Genomic DNA, 20605 nt, shown 5'->3' on the forward strand with positions numbered 1-20605 from the left:
CCAGGGCCAGGGAGACCGCGCGGCAATAGGGCAGCATGTTCGCGGCTGCCACGACGCAAGCGACGCCGATCGCCAGCCAGTAGAGCAGTTGCCGGGCGGTCTTGGCCCCTGAGCTTGCACGGGCTGAGCGTTTTTTTGTGGAATAGGTAGTCATGGGTTGAGCCTCTAAAAGGTTTGCTAGAGCTTAGTTTGAGGGCAGGTAGTAGGCGGCCCCCTGGTACTGGTTCATTCGCCAGTCAACTAAGGACTTATCGCCGGTAAAGGCCATTTTTTGAGTGACGCCTGGGGTGCTGGTGTCGCTGTCGTCATCCACAATGACCCCGGTGTTGCCGTGGGCATCGCAGACGATAGAGCCTACGGGGATGGGTTGATTGGAAACGCTGTCGAGTACGGGAAGGTTGAGCACGAGGGAGACATAGCTTAGTTGATCAGCGCTAACGACCGGGATACAGCCGTCTTGATAGCGGGCGATCGCCACCTCGTTTTTTTGTGACTGCTCCTGCTGGCTCAATTGCAGTTCTGTCATGTCTTGGCCAATGCGATCGGCCTCTGCGCGGGCGTTGGCAACGCTGGAGGTGAAGTCGCCCAGGTTGCTAACGCTGGGGATTGCGGTGCCAACGATGGCGAGGGTGAATACCCCGTGGATCGGTTTCATAATGGTGGTGTCCGTTTACGTGATGGTTTTCGGGCAAGCCCCCAGCCCTGGTCTGCCAACCGGCTGGGGGTTTTTAGTGGGCGATGAAAAGCGCGATCGCAGCACCGGCCAGGGCCAGCAGGGCTAGGCGGCGTCGGTGTCGGCACTGGCCACCACCCCCAGCTCCTTTCCCACGGTCTGCTGGAGCTGGGCATGGGTAGCCAGTGCGGCGTTCATCTCTGCGATCGCCATCTCATGGCCCAGTTGTCGCCCCTGCTCAGCAGCCATGCCCAGCAGCGCGTTCCTGAACCCGGCCTGATTGCCCTTGAAGGCCCCCAGCGCTTGGGCTAACTGCTGCTGCTGCAATGACCGGCTAAGCCCGGAATCGGTACCACGGGTGGCCAGCGCTGGGGGCGTGTAGACGGTCATGCCGGAGCCCAGCACCTCTACCTGCTGCCGGGGCGGGGCCGGTGGCTCAGCAGGCATGAATAGAACGGCGGCGATCGCGTCCTGCTCAGCACCGGATAGCAGGGTAGGCAGGCCCTTGCCCTGGGGGGTGCCCTCGATGTTGAGAGCGGTCATCTTGCGGGCTATCTCGGTGTGGCTCACCCCGCACACCTCGGCAAACTTGCGAATCGATAACGGTTGACGTTCCACGGCGTTACACCTCCAGGTGTCAGTTCAAAATTGCGATAAATCAATGCTTTTGGCGGTTGGGTGGAACTATTGCGTTCCACTCGGTTCCACCGATAGTTACAGTAATAGCACGTATTCGTGAATGTGTGCGAGAATGTAGGCACGAAGTTAAGTCACGCTAGAAAGTGTGTGGCACTATTGAGGCGAAACCTATGAATACTGATGAAATGGCCGCCAGCCGTAGGGCAGATCCCAATTACGTCCAGATCTCGGGGCACGTTCCCAAGCCACTAGCGCTTGAATTTAAGCTGGCCTTTACTCGTGCTGAGATAAACCAGAGCGAGGCCATGGAAGCGGCGATCGCCCTGTGGGTGCAGCAGCAGGAGGGGGGCAAGGCATGAGCACTGGCGACAAAGCCAAACGTGCCCCAGTTGCGATCGGCCCGTTGTCGGTCGATGGGTTTCAAATGCCCGATGGTAGCTACCGGATGAGCATCACCGGCATAGCTGAGGCAATTGGCACTTCTCAGCAGAACGCCACAAACTTTTTACGCTCAAATGCCCTCAAAGCTTTGCAGGCTAGTGGTTATACGCCACAAACTTCTGAGCAAATAGAGGTGGAATCCTCAGAGGAGCAGGTTAGGGGACAGACTCGAATCACGGCTGTTCCGCTAGACATCACCTTTGCGTTCTGGCTATACCAATGCAGTCGGGGCAACCGCCAGGCCTATAACTTAGTGGCAGCTCTGGGCCTTGAAACCCTAGAACGCCGCTTTGATGCCGCCTTTGGTGTGGAGCGCAGCGAAGCCGAGCGCAACGCCCTGCTAACCCAGCGGCTACAGGCTGACTTGGCCGCAGCGGTTGATGCCCTGGCCGAGCCCGACCTGAGAACGGAGCGGGAGGCCCGGCTGGAACAGCAGCTCCGCGACCTGGGGGTTGAGCCCTGGCAGCTCCCTGATCCGGAGGAGCCCCCCTGACCCGTCCAGCACCAGCCCCGGCCCGGTGCCGGGATGCCGGAATGGGTTGATCTCCGGGGAAGGGAGCGCTATCGTTAACGGCCAAACAGGCTACACAGAGAGGATCGAGCCATGCAGACGTAAATACCCCAAAAGCAAAAACGACAGCTCTCCCGCCAAGAAGTTGCTGTCGCTTCGCTTAAACCGCCGAACAAACGGGGCTTAGAAAATTGATTTATACATATCATACCTAGCCCCGGATCAAGGCGCAACTGTTGCGTCAAATTTCGCGGATGATCCGGCCCCCAGCACTCCAGCTAGAATAGGTCTGCCTGCCGCCCACTGGGCAGAATGCCGCGATCGTCCACGGAAGCCAAACCCTATACCGAGGCTTTGCCGTGGCTATTAATTTTTCACTCACAACCCGCTGTCACCTGGGCCAACTCCTGGCCTGGTGCGACCTTGCATAGTGAAAAGCCCTCCCCAGCGCTAACCGGGGAGGGCTTAAGTTTTCTGATTTCTAGGGTCAAGGCCAGCCTCGAAACCGAGCCAAAGACCACACGCACACTCAACAACGCCCGAAATAACGTCATCGAGAAACTACATGAATTATATCGAGAATAATTCAGCTCACAACCCCGTCTATCCCGCCCCCGGCCCGGACATCCGGCCAGACCGGCAGGAACCGGAGCCGGTACCTAGAGACCTGATACCCAGGGAGTGGCTGGAAAACAAGCGGATGCCAGGCGTCCTGGCCCATGGCGTCGCGGCGATGACCGTTGGGCCAGCCGGGCTCACCTTCCTGATGGCTCTGCACTACTGGATGCCACGCAGCAAAAACATCCACGACGGGAAGATCTGGGTCTACAACACCTTGGAAACGTGGTGTGGATACGCTGGCCTGCCAATTGGAACCCTGCGACGAACAATCCAAGCGCTGATCAACCTGGGCATTGTCGAGACCTGGCGACCCAGCAGGCGGCAGCCAGTTCGGTACAGCCTCAACTATCCACGGCTGCATGAACTAGCCAAGACCGAGCTGGTAAAGGCTGGGTACTGGCCAACCCCCGAGTCTGATCAGATTGATCACACTCAGACCGCTCAATCTGACCAACCTGAGTGTGATCACTTTGATCACACTCAAACCCCCGAGTCTGATCAAAATGATCAGACTCAGAACCCCGAGTCTGATCATTTTGATCAGACCATACAGGAAAATAACTCTTCTCAGGAAAACAGCTCTTTACAGGACAACAACACCAGATCCGGATGCGGTGGTGAAATTTTGAATGGGGATGAGCCAGGGGAAGCTCAACAGACTGGCTTACCCGCAGCAAAGACCCCAGCGCCGGAACCGGCCCGGAACCGGAAGCCGGAGCAGCGACGTTCCCCGGTGGCTCCACCTGTTCAGAGCAAGACTGGCCTGGCTAACGACAGGAACCCCGTAGGAGACAGATCTTCCGCCGCCGATTTTTCCGCCGCCGAGGAAATTTTGAACCGCGCCGAGCGAGAACTGGGCGATCGCATTGGGGCCAGGCGAGAGCTGGCGAGATTCGCACCCCAGGCACTCCAGGAGGCGCTGGATGCGACCCTGCATGAACGGGATGGCTCACCCGCCGATGCGGTCGGCATGTTTGTGAAGAAGGCCCGCGAGAAGCAGACGGCGATCGCAGAAAAATTGGAGCTACAGGCCAGCCAGGAGGATGCCAAACGGCTGGCCGCCCAGCTCTACGCGGAACACGATCGACTGCTAATCCCGCTCCAGGAGCGCAAAGTCATTCAGAACCCGGCATTCAGGCGGATTGCCGTCTACACCCTCCACGACATCGTCAAACGACCGGAAGAGGCCCAGGCATACCTGGCCTGGCTCCAGGAGCAGCCAACACCGGCCCCTGTGGACTGGAGCCTAGAGGCCGAGGCCTGGGACGACGAGGAACAGGAGCAGGCAGCCGGTAGCGCTGGCGCTGCCCTCGTATGGGAAATCCTTGCCCAGTCCCGAACCCGTGCATTTCCCGCCGCTGCCCAGGCCAAGGCCGAGCCGGTGGCAACCTGTCGGGTGCCTGTTGGGTGAAGGTGTAGCGGCCACCAGTGCCGGAGCGCGGATGCTGGGTGAGGCTAGGGGTGAAGGGATCTTCTGTGTTTGGTTTCTAGCTCCGCAGGCCGTAGCTACGGACATCGGGGCCGGGGAAGTCTTGGAAGATTGCACCCCGGAGCAGGAGATTCAATTTTGTGTCTGGAGTAAGGCCTGAGCTGTTTGCGAAGAATGCCTTCTCAACATTAGCTCCGCTAAAGTCAGCCTCGCGAAGGTCAGCCCCGCTAAGGGTAGCTTCGCGAAGGTTAGCCTCGCGAAGGTTAGTCCCAATAAGGTCAGCCCCGACAAGAATGGCCTCGCTGAGGTCAGCCCTGTGAAGGTTAACCCTGCGAAGGTCAGCCCCGCGAAGGTTAGCCCCGTAAAGGTTAGCCTCGCGAAGGTCAGCCCCGCGAAGGTTAGCCTCGATAAGGTTAGCCCCGATAAGGAGAGCCCCGCGAAGATTAGCCATGGCAAGGTCAGCCCTGATGAGGTCAGCCCTGCGAAGGTCAGCCTCGCCAAGGTCAAGACCTATCACTTTTGTTATTGAGATGATATCCCCAGTACCAAGTCCAGCTAATCCTGCAATGGAATCAAATTCATGGCTATCAATAAGCTCCTTTATTCTTCTTAACGACGATGCAGTTCCTTTTAATTCAATATCAATACTCCCTGGACTTACTCTGTTCATTTCAACGTTGAAGTCCTGAGCCAATTCTTGAAAAGCCATGAGCAGCTTCTTTAGCTGTTCTCTGTCCAACTCGTTAAAGTCACCTTCTAGCTTGACTTTCAACGTTCTTGTGGCAGTATCGTTCCTCTTCATTTGAGAGGCAGATCTGCCAAATACCTGTATACCTATTTCATTCAAAACATCTAGCAGTGGCCCCAGATTTCCTGGCCCACTTGACCCTTCAAGCCAGCGCATCAAGGCCGCAGATCGTTGCCCTTGTGGAGCATCCAACCCTGGCAGAACATCAGCGGGAACTGCTAAGGCAGTTTCGATTACCAAAAATTGAGACAACGGCAGTCGATTGAGTGTATCAATCAACGTCAGTCGTTCCTTCCAGGAAAGATTGACCTTCTCCTGTGGCTCTGGTGCCGGTGCGGCCATGGCAGAAATGCATTTTAATGTTGCCCCATCATAACCAGGCCCAACTTGCCCAGCCAATCACACCAGCCCCAGCACCGGTGCGCCACATCTGAAAGATGGCGATAAAATGGAGGTGCCTGGCCCCGGCCAGAATGCCTCTCATGGATGCCTGTAAACGCTACACCCGGTAGCCATGGAGAGCCCTGCAAGACGATTACCATTCCGCAAGAAACGACGCGGCCTGAACATCACTGGCTCGATCGGCGTGACGTTCACCCCCGAGGCCCTAGCCCGGTTGGATTTCCGGTGCAGCCTGACCCAGGAATCCCGTGGCCAGGTGCTCAGCGACCTGATCATGACCGGTCTGCCCCCGGTCGAACCCGGCCCGGCTGCTGGGGGTGCTGCTGCATGAGTACCACCATTGCCCCGGAGACCCTGTTTGCCCTGGTCGAGCTGGGCGATAACGAGGCGATCGCCCACTGGCTGGAGCAGTTCCCCACCAGCCGGGAGGCCCTGCTTCTGACTGTCTACCTAGTTCACCGGTCTTACCAGTACCCGGAATCTGATGACCAGTTAATGGGTGTTTTGCGCTGGGCTGAAATAGCGCTGGAGCCGTTTTCCAATGTCGCCCAGGCGTGGGCCTGTGACATCGTTTCCGGCTACGAAATTGCCTATGGCAGGCTGGACCCGGAAATCTGGCACCGGGCCAGAGCCCAGAGCTTTGCCAAAGAACCAGTTCTAACTACACACGGAGCATAGATCCATGGATGAGAACCTTTTGATGGCCCAGGGCATCCTGGCCGACTTGCAAAACCGGATGGCCGGAGGACTGAGCCAGGAGCAGGCGTTGGCCCAGATCCTGGGAGAGGCCCCTGATGACGACACCCCCAGCAGACCGGAGATCCGGGAGTTTCCAGCAATTCCGGCAGTACCGGGGCAGGAAGCACTGATGTTTGGCGAGATGACGGCCAGCCTACGCCGCCAGACCGAGCACTATGAGCAAGAGGCCCGGCGGCTCCGGCAGGAACGCGAGGCCATGGAGCAGGGGCACCAAGCTCAGTTGGCTCAACTACAGGCCCAGCAGCAGGCCCAGATGAGAGGCCAGGGTGCTGGGGGCATTGCAGAGTGGGATACCAAGAGTCTCCGGCACCTCGACCCGGCCACCATGGACGGCAATATCAGCGTTGGCGACCTGGGCAGACTCTCCGATGAGCAATGGGTTGCGCTGGCGACCGGCGACCAGGGCCGGAACCGGATGCAGGCGATCGCAGGCCTCCTATCCGACTCCGACCGGGCTGAACGCGCTGCCCTGGCTGATGCCCAGGCACCCGACCCCAGGGTTTCGGCCAGGCTGGAGGAGATGAGCGCCCACGACCTCTACCAGGCCCTAGGCAGCGGCCACGGCGGCACCGTGCTCTCCGCCCTGAGCGACATGGCCCGCAGTTCTACCCCCGCGTCTCCCCGGCCTGCCAGGAACTTCCGTGAGGATGGGGGCCACGCTGCATGAGCACCCCTACCCCGGCCTGGGACCGGGCACTAGCTACCACCGACCCCGATGCCAAGAGCCAGGTTTTGCTCCGGTTGCTGGCCGCCCCTCAGCCCGACTACAGCCCCATCATGGAAAACCCCTGGGACCGGGCACTACGGGCACTGGAGACGCCGATTCTGATCATTGCCCCCAACTTCTCGGTGACCGTGGAGAGAGATTAGAGTCATGCCACTAACGATCGAACAAATCAGAGAAAGAGCCCGAGCCGCCCTGGCTGCCCAACCGGCACCGGCAGCCCCGGAACCGGAACCGGGGGTGGACTGGGAGGCGATTGTAGAGGCTCAGATTGCCCGGCTGCACCAGGGCATGATGACGCCACTGAAGCGATCGCACCCCATCGGCAGGAAAGACCGTCGCGCATGGAGCGATCGCCAGCCCGGCAAACCGGCTCATCCCCGGTGCAATCTGTCCGATCGCCCCCAAGAACTGCCCACCGTCGATGATCTGGAGGCTGCCAGTGGGCAGGTGCTCCGGCTCTACCAGGACGGTGGGGGCAGGCTCAGACGGCACCTGGCCGACCAGGAGGCCCAGGAGCAGGCAGACAGCGAACAGCAGGCACAAACACCCGAGCAGCCGGTACAGGCCGGTTTACCGGGGCAGGAGGGGCACGATGGGCAGGATGTGGACGGTAGAGCAACGGGAGGCCCAGCGCCAGCGGTGCCTAGCTACCCAGCCCTGGACCCGGAGCACCGGGCCGACCAGTGAGGAGGGGAAGCTGGCCAGCAGCATGAACGGATTGCGCCATGGCCTGTACTGCAAGCGGAATAAGGTCGTTCGGGTGATGGCGGCCTGGCTCATGCAGGCCCAGCAGTTTGAGGAGTGCCGAGCCGAGCTGGCCACTTGGCTACCCCAGGCCGTTGCCCTGCGCCGGGAGAATCCGGCCCTGTTCGATGCCCTCTTTGAGGTTCAAACTGAGAGCGAACAGGACATTTAATCCTACTAAGCCATTGCCAATCAAAAGAATGGTTGTATTTGACTCAGCCAAAGCCTTTTGATGCATGAACTATTTCAAGTCTTGTAAAGAACTCTACAAAGTCGAGCCCTCTTAACTCCGGAATGTCAGACGGCACATAAAAGCAACCACAATTTTCAGAAATATAAATATTTTCAACATCATCTGCCTTCAAAAGTTCGTTAAACTTCCGCTGGCTGTTTGACAAGACTTCTTTTACAAGCTTGAGATTCATTCTTTGTGGAGGCTTTAGAAAGCCTGATAGGTTGTTTTTGCTGTAAAGTCTAGTAATTCTTTCTCTATTTGCTTCATCCATCTTGTGTGTTACAAAAATAGAATCAGTCCCATATAGTTTTGGATTGTTGTCTACAATTTTTTCCATTCCAATAAGGTAGCAAAGCTTCTCGATTTTCCTCCACCTGTCTGTATGGTCACGAGTTATTGTTGCAAAAAAGACTCGATTATGAGCTAGTTCTTTTAGTTTTTGTATTAATTGCTTAAGCTCTGTGCTAGTTATCAGTCCTTTAGTATGAGGCATTTCGAGAAACGTCATATAAGTTTCAGTTGTTTTCCGCTTTGTCTTACCCATATCTGAAATCAATAAATAAGTGAAACTGAACTTAATCTACTCCCCTTCCCTCTCCCTGAGCATAATCAGGGTAATAGGCACAACATCCTTTATCCTTGGCTCATCTTCTTGCAACCAAATTTGAGTAATTACTTACTCATTTGAGTAAGTAATTACTCAAGTATTGCCTTGAGCAGCACTGAGCATTATCATCCCAGCATGATTATCAGTTTGATCGGCTGGAAAGGCGGAATTTCTAAAACCACCAGTGCTATCTGCCTGGCCACCTTGCTAGCTCGGCAGGGTAAAACCCTGCTGATTGATTCAGACCCTAACAGGAGCGCTTCCCTGTGGGCCAGGAAGGGCAAGCTGCCCTTTACTACCTGCACCGACAACGAGGCGGCCAGGGAGCTGATGAGCGGGGGATACCAGCACACCGTAATTGATACCCCGGCCCGGCCCGGCCCGGACGATGTGGTTGCCATTGCCAGGGGGGCGGATCTGCTGATCCTCCCAACTACGCCTGATCCGCTGGCTCTGTCGGCACTGGTACAGCTCACCCAGGAATTGCCAGAGGGAGCTAATTACCGGTGCTTGGTGACCATTTCACCGCCATCACCTCAAACCGATGGGGCAGAGGCTATCCAGGCATTAAAGCGCCATGGCTTACCGGTGTTCGAGCGGGCGATCAGGCGGCGGAAAGAATATATCCACGCGGCCAATGAAGGGCGAACGGTGCGGGGCATTGCCTGGCACGACTGGGAAGCAGTTTGGAGAGAATTAAACGATGGAAAAGTGGGATGACATCTTCAGTGCTGCAAAACCAGGGGACAAGCCGGCCCAGCCGCCAGCAGCACCAAAACCGGCCCCAGCCACCAGCAGGCCGGAGAACCCCTGGGAGGGGCTAGAGCCACCGGAGAAGGAGGCCACGGTGCGGCTGAACGTAGACATTCCGATCAGCTTGAATGATGCACTGGCTGATAAGGCCCGGCAGCTCCGGAAACCGAAGACCGAGCTAGTCCGGAAACTATTGGAATGGGCACTCAATGATTTGATTGAGTAACGACTTACTCAAGTAAGCACTCAATCACTCAAGATTCGATACCCTTAATGGTTGTCGCTCCTCCCTGCCATGACCACCAAAGCCCGCCGCCTGAAACACCGGAATTTCGGCCTGCACTCGGACTCGATGGGCATGTTTCTCCACCGGATAGCCCGATACCCGTTGCTCACCCGAGAACAGGAGCAGGAGCTGGCGCACCGGATGCGGGTCGGGGACAGGAGGGCCAGGGAGCAGTTCATTAACTCGAATCTCCGGCTGGTGGTGTGTCTCGCCAAGAAATACAGCAGTTCCCTCCCCGGCACCGGCATGACCCTGATGGATCTGATTCAGGAGGGCACGATTGGCTTACAAACCGGCATCGACAAATTTGACCCGGACAGAGGGTTCAAGGCCAGCACCATGCTCTACTGGTGGATTTATCAGGCCATCACACGGGCGCTGAGGAACCAGGGGCGCACTATCCGGCTTCCGACCCACATTTTCGAGCGGTTCCAGCGCTGGCTGAGAGCCAAGGAGCAGTTTGTCCAAGCGCACGGGCGATCGCCCAATGCAGAGGAATCCGCCGCGTTGCTGGTGGAAATCGGCCTCAAGCGCCGGGCTTTGGATGCCATCCTGGCCACCAAAGCCCGCTCCCTGGATGTGCTGACCGGCGAGGACCAAAACACCTCCCTCCTGGAGATGCTGGCCGACCCCACCTCCGGCCCCGGCACAGACCTGGAGCAAGACGACCGGCGACAGGAGCTAGTGGAGGTTTTGAGGTCGGCCCGGCTTACTGAGCAGGAATACCAAGTGCTCTGGCTGGCGTATGGAGACGGCGAGCGTTCCGACGCGATCGCCCAGCAGCTCGGCCTGACCCTAGAGCAGGTCAGGGTGCTCAGAAAAACGGCGATGAGAAAATGCCGGTACAGGGCAGGGCACCAGCGCCAGGGTCGGGCCGGGGCGGCAGCGTGAGACTGTCACAGCACCTCTACAAAAATGTCCCTGAAAAATCTAGTCCAAATTTAGTCCAAAAGCTAAATGAGACATATATAAATCAAGGGTTATCAAGCATTTTGGGATCTGAGTATTTGCTGTCATCGCAGCTATTCGGGCTGGAATGACGGTATATCAATGCTTTCAGCGTTTCTCACGTTGAGTCTCAAATTAGCCTAAAACCCTGACTGGCACAAGCCCCAGCCCCCGGCTAAGCCAGTTAGCCGATCGCACTGGCCAGGGCGCAGCTCCTCCTCCGGCACCGGGCACCATAGGCCCAGCAGCGGGTTCCTGAGAGCGCTCCCAGCGTAGATGCAAAACCTGAACTTAAACCCTCACCGGCACCGCTGGCCGTGGGGGTTTTGTTTTGGCGAGCTATCAAAAGGCGATCGCGGCGTAGCCAGAGGGTAGGGGTAGATGCCGTAACTCTTGGCTACAGCATCGTTAACTGCAACTTTTGATACCACGCGAAAACCGAGCCCACGTAATTCGTCGGCTCGGTTATAATTGTTGTTTAATGGCCTCCCATCTGCCTGCAAGCAAGGAGCCATTTTCGCTCAACTGCCCTATCTATCACCTAAGAGGAGGTAAGAACCTTGGACAACTGGTTTCGACCAGATTTGTTGACTTTGATTGCAATCGCTATTGTCCTGTCCATTGCCCAAAAGGAGGCAATAACCTTAGACAACTGGTCTAGAGCAGAGCTGCTAGCTCTAATAGCGATCTCCATAGAGTTAGTCGCCCTCATCGGGTAGGCTAACCTCTAAACTCCGGCCATATGAGATGACGCTCAGTGGTCGGTTTTTTTTGGCTTGTCTATAAGTATTATAGTAGCAACTTTGATCAAAAGTAGAAAATTCTACTTTTTGGTCGATATTGAAACTTTGAAAATCTAACGAGCCTAGTCTTTGGAAGGCTGAAAACCATTGGTACAAGAGGTTTTCAGCCTTTAAGGCGACAATGCATTAGCTCTGGTAGTGCAATACATTGGATCCAATCCGGAGCTAATCTGCCAGGCCGTGGCTTAAGGTTGTGAGCACCCGTAACTTCCGGCGTAGCTTTGCCACCAACCTGCACAAGCAGGGCTACAGCCTGGCCAAGATTGCCCGCCTACTGGGGCGCAGCAGCGCCAGCATGACGGCGCGGTATGTGGAGTAGTCGGCTCTGTATCAGAATCCGATAGCCTCCCCCGTTTCTGGATCGATGCCCAGTTCTTCGCAGTCTCGGTTTGAGTAAGGAGTAATGATGCCGCCAGGCAGAGTGGTGCCGCAAAGCTGAGCTAGATCAAGTTGATCGAGTTCATAAGCCCCATTTTTGATTCTCCCCATGTAAGCCCCTGTGAGGTTAGCCCCAACGAGGTCCGCCCCATCGAGTTTGGCCTCAAAGAGGTAAGCCCCTACCAGGTTCGCTTTTTTTAGGCTCGCCCCAACAAGGTTCGCTTCGCCTAGATAAGCTCCTGCCAGGTTCGCTTCGCCTAGATAAGCTCCTGCCAGATTCGCTTTGTCTAGGCTCGCCCCAACAAGGTTGGCTTCGATTAGGTTAGCCTCTTGAAAATCCAAGCCAGATAGGTTTACTCCCCGCAAATCTAGCCTCGATAGATTCTGAGCTTTGAAGCTAATAACAGGGGTTGCAGAATCTTCCTTTATCTGAGATAACCCGGAAGCTTGGATAAAATCAATTAGCTGAGTTCTTCTAGAGAGATCTAGTTCACGAAGTGCAGCAACCGTTCGCCCCCGAGCTAGTACAATTGCCCCCTCATTGGGTGTTTCAGATAAAAGATTCTGCGAGAAGGTAAGCTCCTCAAGCTTGTCAAAATATGCCTTGAGAACCGCAATTTGATTTGCTTCCCCTTGGATTTGCCCTGTAATAATGCTACCGGCAGCGGCTACAACCAGCGGTACCGCAAGTAGCTTCATCCATTCCAACTGAGGTAAGGAGAATAGAAACCACTTTGGAGTATCCCAACCCAGGAACTTAAAGGCTTGTTTAGTAGGTTCCCGAAGCTTGAGCAGAGGCCGATTACTGACAAACAGCGCTGTTCTGATTGGGCTACGGACAATCTGCTCAGCCTCTTTCCAAAGCTTGTCCTTGTTCAGCCGAGCACCTGGCTTACACCTACTGGCGTAAATTTCCCAGGCCACCCGCTCGGTATCCGCTCGCTGCTTCTCTGCATCAGGTTTCCGGGGCACTTCTTGCCATCCTCACGATTTACCCCATAGCTTCACCTGAAACTGGGCAAAATCCGCAAAGTCTGGGGGGCAAGCACCTGTTTCCCGGTCGGTTGGCTCGGTCGTCGGCTGACTGGCTGTTCGACCGGGCTGTGGCCTATGCCGGTCTGGCTAGGCTGGGGCAGTTTAGATGGGTGGCAAAATGGCTGAAACCCTTGCCAGCCGTCGCATTTTGCGACCTGCTACCGGCCAGAAACCTGTATTATCCAGGGACTGTGGCTGGTAGCAAAACAATGTCTGACAAGCAAATCCTTCTCCTAGCGATACTCCTAGGGAGCCAGGGTGTGGAATCATCAGCCGCCCCAGAAAAACAAGTGCCTGCAAACCTGACAATCAAGGTCGCCAGCCGCCAACTCCGAGACCACTGGGTTGCCGAGGCCCGCCGGGATGGCAGTAGCTTGACCCGCGTTGTGACCGAGTTCTTAACAGCAAGATACGGCAGGCCAAGAGGTTAACCAACCTCCCCGGTCGGTGCCCAGGGGCCAACCACCGGCTCCCCGGCCTGCTCCCGGTCGGCCAGTGTCAGGTTCAGCTCCAGCAGCCGTGCCAGCAGGTCGTCAGCCTGGCTGAACCCGTAGGCTTGCAGTACCAGGGCATCGAGCTGTTTGTGGAGTTTGTAGAGCTGGCTGGCCTCTTCATCAAAGTAGGCGTTGTAGAGCTTGGTGATGCCCCACTGTTTCTGCTCCATCTGCTCACTGCGGTACTGGTGCAGCTCCAGAGCCTTCGCCCGGATGGCTTGGACGGTCCCCGGTGCCGGTGCCTGGGGGAAGGGGAATGTCTCAAAGCAGGTGTTGTGGGTGTAGGCAATTCTGTCTTCAAGGGTTGATTTTTGGGCGTGCATCCAGATTCGGTGAGTCTCAGATGTCAAGACACCAAAAACATAAAAGTCATCTGAGGCAACGGCCTTTGTCTTGTTACCAGGAAGCCAGTTAGAAGGTGATGGAACAAAAATTGCCCATTTAGAAACTTCAGGAACGGCAAAATAGTAGGGCAAAGCGTCAAGCTTTCTCCTCATTTTTGGTGCGTTCTCTCCAAAAATCCACCAATTATCGCGCCTAACTTTGCGGCGATTTTGATCTCTAATAGGCTTGACGGTTCGTTTTACATGCGCAAAAGGTGCTAGATACCAGCTTGCATCTTCAATAGATTTACCAAAAAAATCAACCACCCATCTATCAGGTTCTCCGTTGACGTTCCTCGCTAGGTTCCCACCCATTGAGAATGGTTTTACAACACAAAAATTCGTGGAATCATGTTCCTCTCCCCAATCTTTAGCTGTTGCTTCATCTATAATAAATCCCTCACCTAGAGGGATTACGCCCTGGAAGCACTGCTCAAGGTTGGCACGGAGCCTATTAGCTTTTGAGACATCTAAAGTTCCTTTAAGAGAAGATGATATCTGAGGCACTTTTTGATTGTCTAAATAAAATTCTTGAGGTTCTTTCCCTGACCAATTGACAATACTGACATGAACATTGGCTTCTCCCGACCAAGGTTGAGAAGAAATGGCTTCATGTATCACACCTCCCTTTTGAATAACGTAGTCCAGAGTGGCGATTCTCGCTTTACCTTGACTAATCGAATTAGTGGCAACTAAACCAGCTCGACCCTGCTGCCCAATGCGGTCTTGGGATAGCCGAAACCAATAGGAGCAAAAATCAACAGAATCCTTCACGTCAGGGAAATGCTCAAAAATGCGATCAACATATTCATCGCCTAAATTTAGGCGCATGTGTTTTCCACCCAAGAACGGCGGATTCCCAATAATCGCATCAGCCTTAGGCCAGTCGGTAAACAGAGCATCCTGACAGACGATATTCCGGTCCAGGGTGTCCAGGGGCAGGGCCGGTTCGTACAGGCCCAGGCGGTCGATGGCTACCTTCCGGGCAATCATCAGGGTTACTCTGGCCAGCTCCACGGCAAACGGGTTGTTGTCGATGCCGAACAACTGGAGCGGGGTAACAAAGCCCATTTGTATTTGCTCACGGGGAGAGCGACGGCGTTCAGCAATCTTGTCAAGCAGATCTTGCTCAATCTGCTTGAGTTCCTGATAGGCGATGTAGAGGAAGTTGCCAGAACCACAGGCCGGGTCCAGCACCCGGTACTGCTGTAGTTCAAGCTGCAAGGTCTCAAGCTGGCCAATGGTGTTGGCCTGGTCGATACGCTCCTCCCAGTACCGGGAAATGGTTGGCCGCACGATCTTCATGATGTCGGCTTCTGAGGTGTAGTGGATGCCGTGCGCGTGGCGCTCATTCTGATCGATGGCCGATTCAAAGATGTTGCCAAAGATGGCCGGGCGAATCTTGCCCCAATCCTCCAGTGCCGAAACCTCCAAAAACTTCAGCTCCTGGTTCGTCAGTTGAAGCAAATGGATCTTAGAGAATAGGCCCCCGTTGAAGTATTCCACGCCCTGGTAGCGCCCGGCAGGGGTAATGCCGGGGGTGTTCATTTCCCTGAACAGGCCGCCGATCACATCGTAGGAACTGGCCCCGGCCAGGCAGTCCTGGACACACTGCACAAACAGGCTACCGGGCAACAGGCCCCGGTCTTCGGCAAACATGGCCAGGACGCACTGGAGCACGTAGCGCTGGGCCATCATGGATGCCTGGTTTAGGCTCTCAGCCTGGCCGGTGCGGAGCAGCCGGGCCTGGAGCATCTGGAATAGTTCACCCATGCGCCCAGCGGCTTTCTCGGTCACCTCAACCTGGTTATTGCCAAAGACCGGCTTCTTCTCCTGCACCTCCATGAAGCCAAAGGTTGAAGCCCGCTCCGGTAGCTGGGCCAGGAGCACCATGTCGATGGGCGTGTCGATCTGGGTGTCGAAGTCGTAGATCCAGAACTCATCGAAGTTGCACAGCATGACGTACCGGGGCCGGTTGGGCACCGCCCGCTGCCAGTAGTCAAAGGCTTGGGAGTAGTGCTTAGAGAGGTCAGCCCCACGCTTCTTCATCTCGATTAGCACCCGTGGCTTCCACACCAGATCGGTGAAGCCGGTTTTGCCCTTCTTGCTGCCTTTGTGGATGCGCTCCTCGTAGGTGGCCCCGGCCTGTAGTGCTCCCTCATGGCCAAAGGCCCGGAAGAAGTTTTCTAGGAAAACCTGGGCCTGACCTTTCTCATCTCCAGTGATGTACTGCCGCGTGTAGTTAACGAAATTGTTGAGGCTCTGAGCAGTTGAGGTCATGGGGGCATGGGGGGGTGGGGGTGGCTCTAACCCTTTATGCCCCTTTGTAGTCGCTGAGCCGTATTTATTCCATAAAGGTTCTCTCAACCGGTCCCCGGCTCCCGGCTAAGCCAGTTGGCCGATCGCACCGGCACCGGGCGCAGCTCCCCTACCGGCAGCGGGCACTATAGGCCCAGCAGCGGGTTCCTGAAAGCGCTCCCAGCGTAGATGCAAGAAGTAGTTTCAACCCCCACCGGCACCGCTATCCTAGGGTCCGTAGATGAGGATGGCGACAATGGTTAGCAGCCCCAGAAAAAATGCACTGAAAGCGGCGATCGCTGCGTACATCGAGCACCTAAAGGAGCCCGTCCCCCGCCGTGGCACCTGCGAGGATGAGGACGGCACGATATCGCCTGAACTGAGGACGGTGTGCCGCTACGGGCAGGAAATCTCCGATCATCCAGCCATCTACCAGGGTGTGGAAAGCTGGGCGACCGTGCTATGGGTGAGAGAGCATGTTTCCGTTGATGGGAGCGGGTGGGGAGAGCAAAAGCTTCACCTGGTTTATTCTGAAGTCGAGAATGGGGCGCTGCTGAGTGTGGCTGAGATTGATGTCTCCCATCTGCGGAATGCGATCGAAGGCAACGACGCAACATCCAAGGCGCTGGCATCAATGCTCAAAGATTTGGGGGTGCTCAAGACCAGCGACGACTCAGCCAGATGACCGATCGCACCGGCCAGGGCGCAGCTCCCCCTCCGGCACCGGGCACCATAGGCCCAGCAGCGGGTTCCTGAAAGCGCTCCCAGCGTAGATGCAAAACCTGAACTTAAACCCCCACCGGCACCGCTGGCCCGTGGGGGTTTTGTTTTGCTTAGGCCCTAGCTAGCTAGCTTGCTTGCTGGTAGAAAATATCCCAGACATTCTCATTGCGCTTTTTGGGGTTAACCCCCGCCCATTGAGCGATCCACTTGCCGCCGTAGGAAGCAGACCGTTCATAGACCAGGCCCGGTCTCATACGCTTGACGCAAAAGACCTCTCTAGCTGCGCGGGTAGAAACGCGATCGAGGGGAATAGGGTATCTAAGAGGAAGTTGCAAATCTTCGCCACTAGGCATACTGTTCTTAGGCATGGTGAAAACTCCAAATAGGTTTTTGCCGTCAATCGATACGCAAAGCTGTTTTTGCAATCAGTGGTATGGGCGCTAGGCAGCTTTGCGTAATCACAATAGATAAAACACAAGAAACGCCGCTGGAGCTGACTCAGGAAATGGCCCCTGCGACCGGGTACGGGGAAGTTCTTGAACCGTAAGATCATCCTTTTGCTAGCAAGAGAGTACGTAGATCGGCGCATCGCCCACACCCAGAGGTAGAAACCCACATGCATCGGTAGATTCTCGCCTGAGCCGAGTAGAATGCCCTGCTGGTCGGCATCATACCCGATTATTTTCAGATGTAGGGTCTAACGGTCAACTTTCTCCAGAAATGGCGCTAAATATAGGCCCCCGCCGCTACCCCCCTGGCCTGCATTAGCCCCCTTTAGACCTGCTCTAGGGGGCTTTGTTCTGGGCACCATAGCCTGGTCGCGTGAGTGCTGCTATGAACCCTGGGGAATGGCCTGCTGATTGGATGTTCTATACCGGCAACAACACCGGGCTAGGGGCAGACCTGTTCTGGTTGGGTGGCATTGCTGTGATGCTGTGGTGGCACTTCAGGCAAGCGCGTCAGAGTTAGCCAGGGGCCAAAGGTCACCCCAGCCGGTGTTCCTGGAGTCCAGCAGGCCCAGCAATGAATATCCTAGGCTCCGGTTCCGGCAGCTCCGGTACATGCCCGTGCTGGATCAGCAGCAGCCCAGACCATTCTGGCTCCGGTGCCGTCCAGTCCCCAGCCAGGATGGCCTGATACGCCTCCTGGAATGCGATCGCCTGCCGGGGCCTGTTGCGCTGGGGTCGCCAGTAGTAGAGCGCTCCCGGCGTGTGTACCGGCCTCAGGAGCCGGGCCGGTGCAGTCATCACATGGCCGTAGCTTTTGGGGCCGTATTGATTGCAGGTCGCCTCCTTGAAGGCGAAACCGATGATCGCCGGGGTCGCCTGGCTGCTGGCATGGATCAGCGTCAGCCCGGCCCAGCTCGACTCCCAGGAGCGAAACTCTTCCAATTTGTAGCCATCACATATTTCATCGGCATAGGGCTGTCTGATACTCAGAGCCCTTAGATTCTCCGTTCTATTAATCATTGCATCGTTTTATAAGTGGTCGTTTTAAGCCGGGTTCTTGATGCTCCTAAATGTCAGAGACAAAAGCCCAAAAGCCCTGTAAAGCCGCCATTATAGCGCATATTTACTAATATGAATTAGCCCCTGTTTTGAGGTATTTTGCTAATAATAAATATCTCTTCCAATTCCCGGCGTTCCCAGCCCGGTCCCGGCCTGCATGGCTGGAGAAGGGCACCAAAAAGCCCCAGCCTGGGTAGACCAGAACCGGGGCGGGTGTAATGGTATATTTCTTACTCCTAAATAGTGTCGGTTGGCGGTAGGTGGTGCCGTCTTGTGGCTGTCTACCCGTTGTCTCGTAGCTGTCTCGCGAGACAATCCGAAAGGCAACTCACGAGACAGCGAGACAACGAAGAGACAAGGGGTTTAGGGATTCTGTCTTGCGGCGTAGACAGTCACGAGACATCACGAGACAGCGTAGCGGGGCGGGTTCTCGGGGAGGCGATCGATAAAGCCCTCGTGCGCCATCCGCTCTAATTTTTGCTCCAGTGTTTTGGTGTCGATGCCATCCTTTAGAGCCCGGTGTTTTTGCCTGATTTGGGATGCCCGTAGCGGCTCGTTGGCTTTAATTAACACCTCCCTGATAATGGCAACCTCATCGTCTGAACTGTCAGCAGAGTATGCCGATTCTAGCTCCTGGTTGTTGGACGTTTGCCCTAGCTCTAGGGTGGGCACCTCAACAGCAATCGGCGTGTTTTTCTGGCCAGGGTAATAGACGTTTGCTTTACCCGATGGCATGGCCCTACCCCCAGGGCCAACGATCGCCGATAGCTCAATTTCGAGTAAGGTTTGGTCGCGTTGTTCAGCTACACCGGCCTTACCACCCAGTGAGGTTAGAGTGCGACCGTGGGCGACGTACACAGCAAACATGTTGACCTTTCGCAGGTCAGACATAGAGCTGGCAAAAAACTGGCCAGAGTGGGGGCAGTGGCTAGCCCAATTGGTAAACTCCTCCGTCAGCAGGGTGTAGGGTTTGGGGTTGAAGTTGGGGCGCTGGCTGAGCACCTGATACCGGCTTTTCACCAGATCAGCAAAGGCCACCAGGCGATCGTCGCAGGCTTGATAGTCCATACCAGCACCATAGACCGGCAGGCTCTCCCAGGCACCGTAGGCGGCATGGGGATCTAGGATTTCGCAGTGATGCCCAGCGGCTAAGCGCTGCTGAATGAGCCAGTGGGCCAAGGTGCTTTTGCCGCTGCCCTGGGGACCGTAGATCAAGATCGTGGGATAGGCCAAGCACTCTTGCAGGATGCCGGTTGCCGTCGGTGCGATCGCAACCTCATCCTCATCCCACTGCTGGGCACCGGCAGGCATGGCAGCCACAGGCAAGGCATTAAGGCGGGTGCTTGGGCCGATGGGGGCGGGTAGAGGCGCTGGGGTTTCCGGCGCGGCTGGGGGCGCATTCTTGCCCAGAAGACCCAACGCTTTGGCCAGGCTCTCAGCGTCACCGGATAGCCTTAACTCACGGGCGATCGCCTGGGCTAGCTCGGCCTGTACCCGGTCGGCCCCAGCACCGGCCTGGTATTCCCGGAGCTGCTTTTTATCCAGCAAGTGGGCCACCAGGCCATCTGATACCGCTTCAATTTGGTCGCTGTTGCGCTCGTTAGCATCCCAGGCCAGGTAGAGCCCGTAGGCCAGGGCAGCCAGGCCGGTTATGGGATTTAGCAGGCTACCCAGAATGAGCCCACCAGCCAGGCCCCCACCGATGTAGAGCTTGGGATTGTGCATCGTCTCGGCTGCATCTTCGGCGGTGTCAATCCAGAGGGTTTGAGGTTTAGTCAAATTCGTCATAGTTTCACCTAAAAGTAAGGGGGCATCGTTGCCCCCGGTTGCCGTGGTTATTAGCTATGGGCTCGTTTGAGGTAATGCCATTGCAGGCCCAGAAATAGAATGAAGCGCACCATCATTTCAAAGCAGAACAGCATGACGACAATTAGGCCAACACTGCCCCAATTCACCAGGCCCCATTGCCCGGTAAAGATGACAAATATCAGTTGCCCAAACCCGCCATCGACGGGCGGAAATATGGCCAGGCAGATTAGGGTGTCCACGATGTAGGCAACCAGGCTAGCCCGGTTGGCAGTGCGGATGCTCAGCAGGGGGAAGCGGTTGTACCACTCCTTGAGGCTCACCAGAGCGGGATCGTCGTCCTCATGCACCTGGAGCTGGTCTGCGGTGTCGGCCTCCAGCGCGATCAGGCGCATCAACTTGCGATCGTGCTTTAGCAGGATGGGGTAAGCCTCTGCGGTTTGAATGAAGGCCCACAGCACGACCCCGACCGGGATGGACACCAGAGCCAGGGCACGATTCCCGAAAAAGCCCACCATGCCTTGCAGGTTAAAGATATCGACCAGGGCCAGGGAGACCGCGCGGCAATAGGGCAGCATGTTCGCGGCTGCCACGACGCAAGCGACGCCGATCGCCAGCCAGTAGAGCAGTTGCCGGGCGGTCTTGGCCCCTGAG

General features: G+C 56.2%; 25 protein-coding genes. 14 read left to right on the top strand and 11 right to left on the bottom strand.

Annotation, left to right across the window (positions count from 1 at the left end; translation table 11 throughout):
- Positions 1-184: 184 nt before the first annotated feature.
- Together H6F59_RS25745 and H6F59_RS25750 are read right to left on the bottom strand one after the other, a co-directional pair.
- On the bottom strand, positions 185-655 hold the full coding sequence (locus tag H6F59_RS25745) for a hypothetical protein (protein ID WP_190708021.1): 471 nt from the start codon (positions 653-655) through the stop codon (positions 185-187).
- 123 nt (positions 656-778) lie between these two features.
- Entirely contained in the window at positions 779-1291 is a 513-nt protein-coding gene (locus H6F59_RS25750; protein WP_190708024.1) for a hypothetical protein, read from the bottom strand.
- 191 nt (positions 1292-1482) lie between these two features.
- Between H6F59_RS25750 and H6F59_RS25755 the strand changes: the two genes are divergently transcribed.
- From H6F59_RS25755 to H6F59_RS25765, 3 genes are all read left to right on the top strand, one after another.
- On the top strand, positions 1483-1671 hold the full coding sequence (locus H6F59_RS25755) for a hypothetical protein (RefSeq protein WP_190708027.1): 189 nt from the start codon (positions 1483-1485) through the stop codon (positions 1669-1671).
- Positions 1668-2246, top strand: a complete 579-nt coding sequence (locus H6F59_RS25760; RefSeq protein ID WP_190708030.1) for a hypothetical protein — start codon at positions 1668-1670, stop codon at positions 2244-2246. Before H6F59_RS25755 ends, H6F59_RS25760 begins: the two co-directional genes overlap by 4 nt.
- 583 nt (positions 2247-2829) lie before the next feature.
- A complete protein-coding gene (locus H6F59_RS25765; protein WP_190708034.1) occupies positions 2830-4296 on the top strand; it encodes a hypothetical protein in 1467 nt (488 codons plus the stop codon).
- 76 nt (positions 4297-4372) lie between these two features.
- On the opposite strand, the gene H6F59_RS26630 is transcribed toward H6F59_RS25765, so the two are convergent.
- Positions 4373-5404, bottom strand: coding sequence for a pentapeptide repeat-containing protein (locus tag H6F59_RS26630; protein ID WP_190708038.1), 1032 nt, complete (start codon positions 5402-5404; stop codon positions 4373-4375).
- A 244-nt stretch (positions 5405-5648) separates the two neighbouring features.
- Here H6F59_RS26630 and H6F59_RS25775 point away from each other — a divergent pair, with 244 nt between their 5' ends.
- From H6F59_RS25775 to H6F59_RS25800, 6 genes are read left to right on the top strand one after another with little or no spacing between them, the layout of a single operon-like run.
- Complete coding sequence (locus H6F59_RS25775) at positions 5649-5795, top strand: hypothetical protein (protein ID WP_190708041.1); 147 nt, start codon at positions 5649-5651, stop codon at positions 5793-5795.
- The gene (locus tag H6F59_RS25780; RefSeq protein WP_190708044.1) at positions 5792-6142 is read left to right on the top strand and encodes a hypothetical protein; all 351 of its coding nucleotides are present in this window, start codon (positions 5792-5794) and stop codon (positions 6140-6142) included. Before H6F59_RS25775 ends, H6F59_RS25780 begins: the two co-directional genes overlap by 4 nt.
- Positions 6143-6146: 4 nt before the next feature.
- Complete coding sequence (locus H6F59_RS25785) at positions 6147-6890, top strand: hypothetical protein (protein ID WP_190708047.1); 744 nt, start codon at positions 6147-6149, stop codon at positions 6888-6890.
- Complete coding sequence (locus H6F59_RS25790) at positions 6887-7093, top strand: hypothetical protein (RefSeq protein ID WP_190708050.1); 207 nt, start codon at positions 6887-6889, stop codon at positions 7091-7093. The genes H6F59_RS25785 and H6F59_RS25790 overlap by 4 nt, the downstream gene beginning before the upstream one ends.
- Positions 7094-7097: 4 nt before the next feature.
- A complete protein-coding gene (locus tag H6F59_RS25795; RefSeq protein WP_190708053.1) occupies positions 7098-7637 on the top strand; it encodes a hypothetical protein in 540 nt (179 codons plus the stop codon).
- Between the two features lie 22 nt (positions 7638-7659).
- Positions 7660-7866: a hypothetical protein gene (locus H6F59_RS25800; protein WP_190708056.1), complete on the top strand. Its 207-nt coding sequence runs from the start codon at positions 7660-7662 to the stop codon at positions 7864-7866.
- A 43-nt stretch (positions 7867-7909) separates the two neighbouring features.
- Here the strand turns inward: H6F59_RS25800 and H6F59_RS25805 are convergent, their stop codons facing one another.
- Positions 7910-8473, bottom strand: a complete 564-nt coding sequence (locus tag H6F59_RS25805) for a hypothetical protein (protein WP_190708059.1) — start codon at positions 8471-8473, stop codon at positions 7910-7912.
- 198 nt (positions 8474-8671) lie between these two features.
- Here H6F59_RS25805 and H6F59_RS25810 point away from each other — a divergent pair, with 198 nt between their 5' ends.
- Positions 8672-9256 (top strand): ParA family protein, encoded by a 585-nt coding sequence (locus H6F59_RS25810; protein WP_190708062.1) that lies wholly within the window; start codon positions 8672-8674, stop codon positions 9254-9256.
- On the opposite strand, the gene H6F59_RS25815 is transcribed toward H6F59_RS25810, so the two are convergent.
- Positions 9233-9403 (bottom strand): hypothetical protein, encoded by a 171-nt coding sequence (locus H6F59_RS25815; protein WP_190708065.1) that lies wholly within the window; start codon positions 9401-9403, stop codon positions 9233-9235. The two genes, H6F59_RS25810 and H6F59_RS25815, sit on opposite strands and share 24 nt — an antisense overlap.
- A 238-nt stretch (positions 9404-9641) precedes the next feature.
- On the opposite strand from H6F59_RS25815, the gene H6F59_RS25820 reads away from it, so the two are divergent.
- Together H6F59_RS25820 and H6F59_RS25825 are read left to right on the top strand one after the other, a co-directional pair.
- The gene (locus tag H6F59_RS25820; RefSeq protein ID WP_190708107.1) at positions 9642-10466 is read left to right on the top strand and encodes an RNA polymerase sigma factor RpoD/SigA; all 825 of its coding nucleotides are present in this window, start codon (positions 9642-9644) and stop codon (positions 10464-10466) included.
- A gap of 1053 nt (positions 10467-11519) precedes the next feature.
- Positions 11520-11645, top strand: coding sequence for a tyrosine-type recombinase/integrase (locus tag H6F59_RS25825; RefSeq protein ID WP_190708079.1), 126 nt, complete (start codon positions 11520-11522; stop codon positions 11643-11645).
- An 11-nt stretch (positions 11646-11656) separates the two neighbouring features.
- Here the strand turns inward: H6F59_RS25825 and H6F59_RS25830 are convergent, their stop codons facing one another.
- Together H6F59_RS25830 and H6F59_RS25835 are read right to left on the bottom strand one after the other, a co-directional pair.
- Positions 11657-12676 carry a pentapeptide repeat-containing protein gene (locus tag H6F59_RS25830; RefSeq protein WP_190708082.1) on the bottom strand — a complete coding sequence of 340 codons (1020 nt, stop codon included), beginning with the start codon at positions 12674-12676 and terminating at the stop codon, positions 11657-11659.
- Positions 12677-13166: 490 nt separating this feature from the next.
- Positions 13167-15896: a DNA methyltransferase gene (locus H6F59_RS25835; RefSeq protein WP_190708087.1), complete on the bottom strand. Its 2730-nt coding sequence runs from the start codon at positions 15894-15896 to the stop codon at positions 13167-13169.
- A 274-nt stretch (positions 15897-16170) separates the two neighbouring features.
- Between H6F59_RS25835 and H6F59_RS25840 the strand changes: the two genes are divergently transcribed.
- A complete protein-coding gene (locus H6F59_RS25840) occupies positions 16171-16599 on the top strand; it encodes a hypothetical protein (protein WP_190708090.1) in 429 nt (142 codons plus the stop codon).
- A gap of 163 nt (positions 16600-16762) precedes the next feature.
- Here the strand turns inward: H6F59_RS25840 and H6F59_RS25845 are convergent, their stop codons facing one another.
- Positions 16763-17005: a hypothetical protein gene (locus H6F59_RS25845; RefSeq protein WP_190708094.1), complete on the bottom strand. Its 243-nt coding sequence runs from the start codon at positions 17003-17005 to the stop codon at positions 16763-16765.
- A gap of 454 nt (positions 17006-17459) precedes the next feature.
- Here H6F59_RS25845 and H6F59_RS25850 point away from each other — a divergent pair, with 454 nt between their 5' ends.
- Positions 17460-17606 carry a hypothetical protein gene (locus H6F59_RS25850; protein WP_190708097.1) on the top strand — a complete coding sequence of 49 codons (147 nt, stop codon included), beginning with the start codon at positions 17460-17462 and terminating at the stop codon, positions 17604-17606.
- Positions 17607-17620: 14 nt separating this feature from the next.
- Here the strand turns inward: H6F59_RS25850 and H6F59_RS25855 are convergent, their stop codons facing one another.
- From H6F59_RS25855 to H6F59_RS25865, 3 genes are all read right to left on the bottom strand, one after another.
- Complete coding sequence (locus H6F59_RS25855; protein ID WP_190708100.1) at positions 17621-18106, bottom strand: hypothetical protein; 486 nt, start codon at positions 18104-18106, stop codon at positions 17621-17623.
- 441 nt (positions 18107-18547) lie between these two features.
- Positions 18548-19933, bottom strand: a complete 1386-nt coding sequence (locus tag H6F59_RS25860; RefSeq protein WP_190708102.1) for a hypothetical protein — start codon at positions 19931-19933, stop codon at positions 18548-18550.
- Between the two features lie 50 nt (positions 19934-19983).
- Positions 19984-20605 (bottom strand): hypothetical protein (locus H6F59_RS25865; RefSeq protein ID WP_190708105.1); only part of this gene is annotated, 622 nt, incomplete at its 5' end.

It is taken from the genome of Nodosilinea sp. FACHB-141, from assembly GCF_014696135.1.
GTDB lineage: Bacteria > Cyanobacteriota > Cyanobacteriia > Phormidesmidales > Phormidesmidaceae > Nodosilinea.